We start from the raw sequence: 3,522 nt of genomic DNA on the forward strand, positions 1-3,522 counted from the left end.
CCAGCTGAGCTACGGGCGCAAGTGATTTGCGGTCTAACGTTACAGTCACTTTGGTCAAACGGTCTTGGACGTTCTCTATAACCCTAAACCGGCTGACTGTCGTTTCCGGCGGGCAAGTCCCGATCTAGCAGCGGCTATGGGACCTTATTTACAGCCGGCAATTATACGGGCAAAAGCCGGCAAAGTCATGGACCGCTTGCGCTTACGCAGAATTTTTTGCCGATCTCAATTTTGCCAGCATCTGTTTTTGCCGAAGTTGGCGTTCGGCTTTTTCTACTTCCAGCCTGGCCATACGCCGATTGCGCGCTTGATAGCGCAGGCGGGCACGTTCCGCATCTGCTGCCGTCCACTCGGGATTTGCTGCCTGGACCATGGCGATGCAATTCATCGGACACGGAGCAACGCACAATTCGCAGCCGGTACATAAATCGGTGATGACGGTGTGCATATGCTTGTTAGCGCCGAGGATGGCATCGGTCGGACACGGCGGCAGACATTTGGTACAGCCGATACATTCGGCTTCGTTAATCACTGCTACCAACCGCGGGCGTTCCATGCCAAATGCCGGATTCAACGGCTTGACGTCAACCCCAAGCAAGTCGGCGAGCAACTGGATGCCCTTGGCCCCGCCAGGCGGACATTGATTGATATCGGCTTCGCCGTTACCGATGGCTTCCGCATACGGCCGGCAACCGGGGTAGCCGCATTTGCCGCATTGGGTTTGCGGCAGAACGGCGTCGATGCGGTCGGCTAGCGTGGTTTCGATTGCCGTCATGCGCTTGGTTTTATTTAATCCGCATGCCCGGTTGCGCGCCTTGATCCGGCGATAGCACGAAGATATCCTTGCCGCCCGGACCAGCCGCCAGCACCATGCCTTCCGAGGTGCCGAAACGCATTTTGCGCGGCGCCAGGTTGGCCACAACCACGGTGAGCTTGCCTTCCAGTTGTTCCGGCGTGTAAGCCGATTTGATGCCGGCGAAGATATTGCGGGTTTCGTTGCCCAAATCGACGGTCAGTTGCAGCAGTTTTTCAGCACCTTCGACCGACTCGGCTTTGACGATTCGAGCGACGCGCAAATCGATTTTGGCGAAGTCGTCGATCTCAATCGGACTGGCGATCGGGTCGATGCCGGCGGCCGGCGCGGGAGATGCGGCCTTTGCCGGCTTGGCTTTGGCCGGTGGCGTTTTTTCCAGGTTTTCCTTGGACGCCTCGACAATGGCGGCGATTTTGTCCGGCTCGACCCGGGTCATCAACGGCGTAAAGGCGTTGATTTTGTGGCCGAGCAACGGCTCGACCTTGTTCGGCCAGGCCTGTGGCGGAATATTCAAAAAGCCCTCGGCGTTGGCGGCCAAGGTTGGAATCACCGGCCGCAGATAAACCACCAACATCCGGAACAGGTTGATGCCCATGCTGCAAGCGGCATGCAATTCGGCGTCTTTGCCTTCTTCCTTGGCGATCACCCAAGGCTTCTGCTCGTCTATGTACTGATTGGCTTTGTCGGCCAGCGCCATGATTTCCCGCATCGCCTTACCGAATTCGCGCCGCTCGTAAAGCTCGGCAATCGCAGAGTTGGCATCGACGAATTGCTGGAACAAAGCCGGTTCGGCGCAGGTGTCGGACAGCACACCATCGAAACGCTTGTGGATAAAACCGGCGCAGCGGCTGGCGATATTGACGACCTTGCCGACCACGTCGGAATTGACGCGCAGACAGAAATCGTCGAAGTTCAAATCGATGTCGTCGACGCCGGCACTGAGTTTGGCGGCGAAGTAATAACGCAAATATTCGGGATTCAAATGGTCCAAATAGGTGCGAGCTTTGATGAAGGTGCCGCGCGACTTCGACATTTTTTCGCCGTTAACCGTCAGGAAGCCGTGGGCGAAGATAGCGCTCGGGGTGCGGAAATCGGCGCCGGTCAGCATCGCCGGCCAGAACAAGGCATGAAAATAAATGATGTCCTTGCCGATGAAATGGTAAAGCTCGGCGTCGCTGTCCTTTTGCCAAAAGCTGTCGAAGTTCAAGCCCTGCCGGTCGCACAAATGCTTGAAGCTGGCCATGTAACCGATCGGCGCGTCCAGCCAGACGTAGAAATATTTGCCCGGCGCATCGGGTATCTCGAACCCAAAATAGGGTGCGTCGCGGGAAATATCCCATTGTTGCAAGCCGTTTTCCAGCCATTCCGCCATTTTGTTGGCAACTTCCGACTGTAAGTGGCCGGCGGTGGTCCATTCCCGCAACATTTGCTCGAAATGGCCCAATTCGAAGAAGTAATGTTCCGATTCTTTTTCGATCGGCCGTTCGCCGGAAATGGCGGAAACGGCGTTTTTCAGCTCGGTCGGCGAATACGTAGCGCCGCAGGCTTCGCAACTGTCGCCATATTGATCCGGCGCGCCGCATTTAGGGCATTCGCCCTTGATGAAACGGTCCGGCAGAAACATGTTTTTCACCGGGTCATAGGCCTGGGTGATACTGCGTTGGCTAATATGGCCGCCGGCGCGCAGACGCTGGTAAATCAAGGCCGAAAACTCCCGGTTTTCCGGCGAATGGGTGCTGTGGTAATGGTCGAATGCGACGCCGAATTCGGCGAAATCGGCGCGGTGTTGTTTTTCGACGTCGGCGATCAGCTGTTCCGGAGTGATGCCTTCCTTGTCGGCGCGGAGCATTATCGGCGTGCCATGGGTGTCGTCGGCGCAGACATAAAAGCAGTCGTGGCCGCGTTGTTTTTGAAAACGCACCCAAATATCGGTCTGTATGTACTCCACAAGATGGCCCAAATGAATCGGGCCGTTGGCGTAAGGCAAGGCGCTGGTAACTAAGATTTTTCGCTTGGACATGGGGAAAATCGGCCGGAAAAAATGAGGGCGGATTATGGCATAAAACGCCGGGGGTTTCATGGAATGCCCGCCCGCGGCCAGACGGCGTTTCCTGCATCGGCTGCCGCAGCCTGGGTTTTCCAGCTTTTGGTTATGCCAAACCGTGCGGTACAATCGCCAGGGCTTTCCGCTCAAGCGTTGCGCCGGTTTGCTGACCCATAAACCGGTCCGATTACGCCACAGCTTGAATAATTTTAAAAAAAGATGAGGTTACACCATGAAAAAAGGTTTGATTTTGGCCGCCGCTCTACTGGCGTCCGGCTCTGCGTTTGCTGCTACCGACCATTACATCTTGCGCGACGGCAATCATGTTCAGCATTTGAAAATCACCAAACTGGGCAACGAATACAGCGTAACCGCCGATGTGGATTTCGAACCGAATCCGGATGAAGTGGGCAAACACGCCTGTTCCGCGCAGATTACAGGTGATGCCAAAGCGGCCGGCGAGAATGAATTGGTCTTGAAAAAGCATATCGAAGGCGAAGCGCGTTCCTGCACCGTCAAAGTTCATCTTACCCCCAACGGTGCCAAACTCGACCAATCCGAAGAGTGCACCTACTTCGCTGCCGGTATTTGCCACTTCTCCAGCGACGGCAAAGAGCTGTTGAAAATCAAATAAGCCCCAGCGCAAAGCGCAATAACCAAGCTT

At 55.7% G+C, this 3,522-nt stretch carries 3 protein-coding genes; 1 reads left to right on the forward strand and 2 read right to left on the reverse strand.

The window, feature by feature from the left end; translation table 11 throughout:
* Positions 1-202 precede the first annotated feature (202 nt).
* Together rsxB and metG are read right to left on the reverse strand one after the other, a co-directional pair.
* On the reverse strand, positions 203-775 hold the full coding sequence (gene rsxB, locus C2U68_RS20200; protein ID WP_140914275.1) for an electron transport complex subunit RsxB: 573 nt from the start codon (positions 773-775) through the stop codon (positions 203-205).
* Between the two features lie 10 nt (positions 776-785).
* Complete coding sequence (gene metG / locus C2U68_RS20205) at positions 786-2,834, reverse strand: methionine--tRNA ligase (RefSeq protein ID WP_140914276.1); 2,049 nt, start codon at positions 2,832-2,834, stop codon at positions 786-788.
* 256 nt (positions 2,835-3,090) lie between these two features.
* On the opposite strand from metG, the gene C2U68_RS20210 reads away from it, so the two are divergent.
* Entirely contained in the window at positions 3,091-3,492 is a 402-nt protein-coding gene (locus C2U68_RS20210) for a hypothetical protein (RefSeq protein WP_140914277.1), read from the forward strand.
* The last annotated feature ends 30 nt before the right edge of the window (positions 3,493-3,522 follow it).

Source organism: Methylomonas koyamae, from assembly GCF_006483455.1.
GTDB classification, from domain to species: Bacteria; Pseudomonadota; Gammaproteobacteria; order Methylococcales; family Methylomonadaceae; genus Methylomonas; species Methylomonas koyamae_B.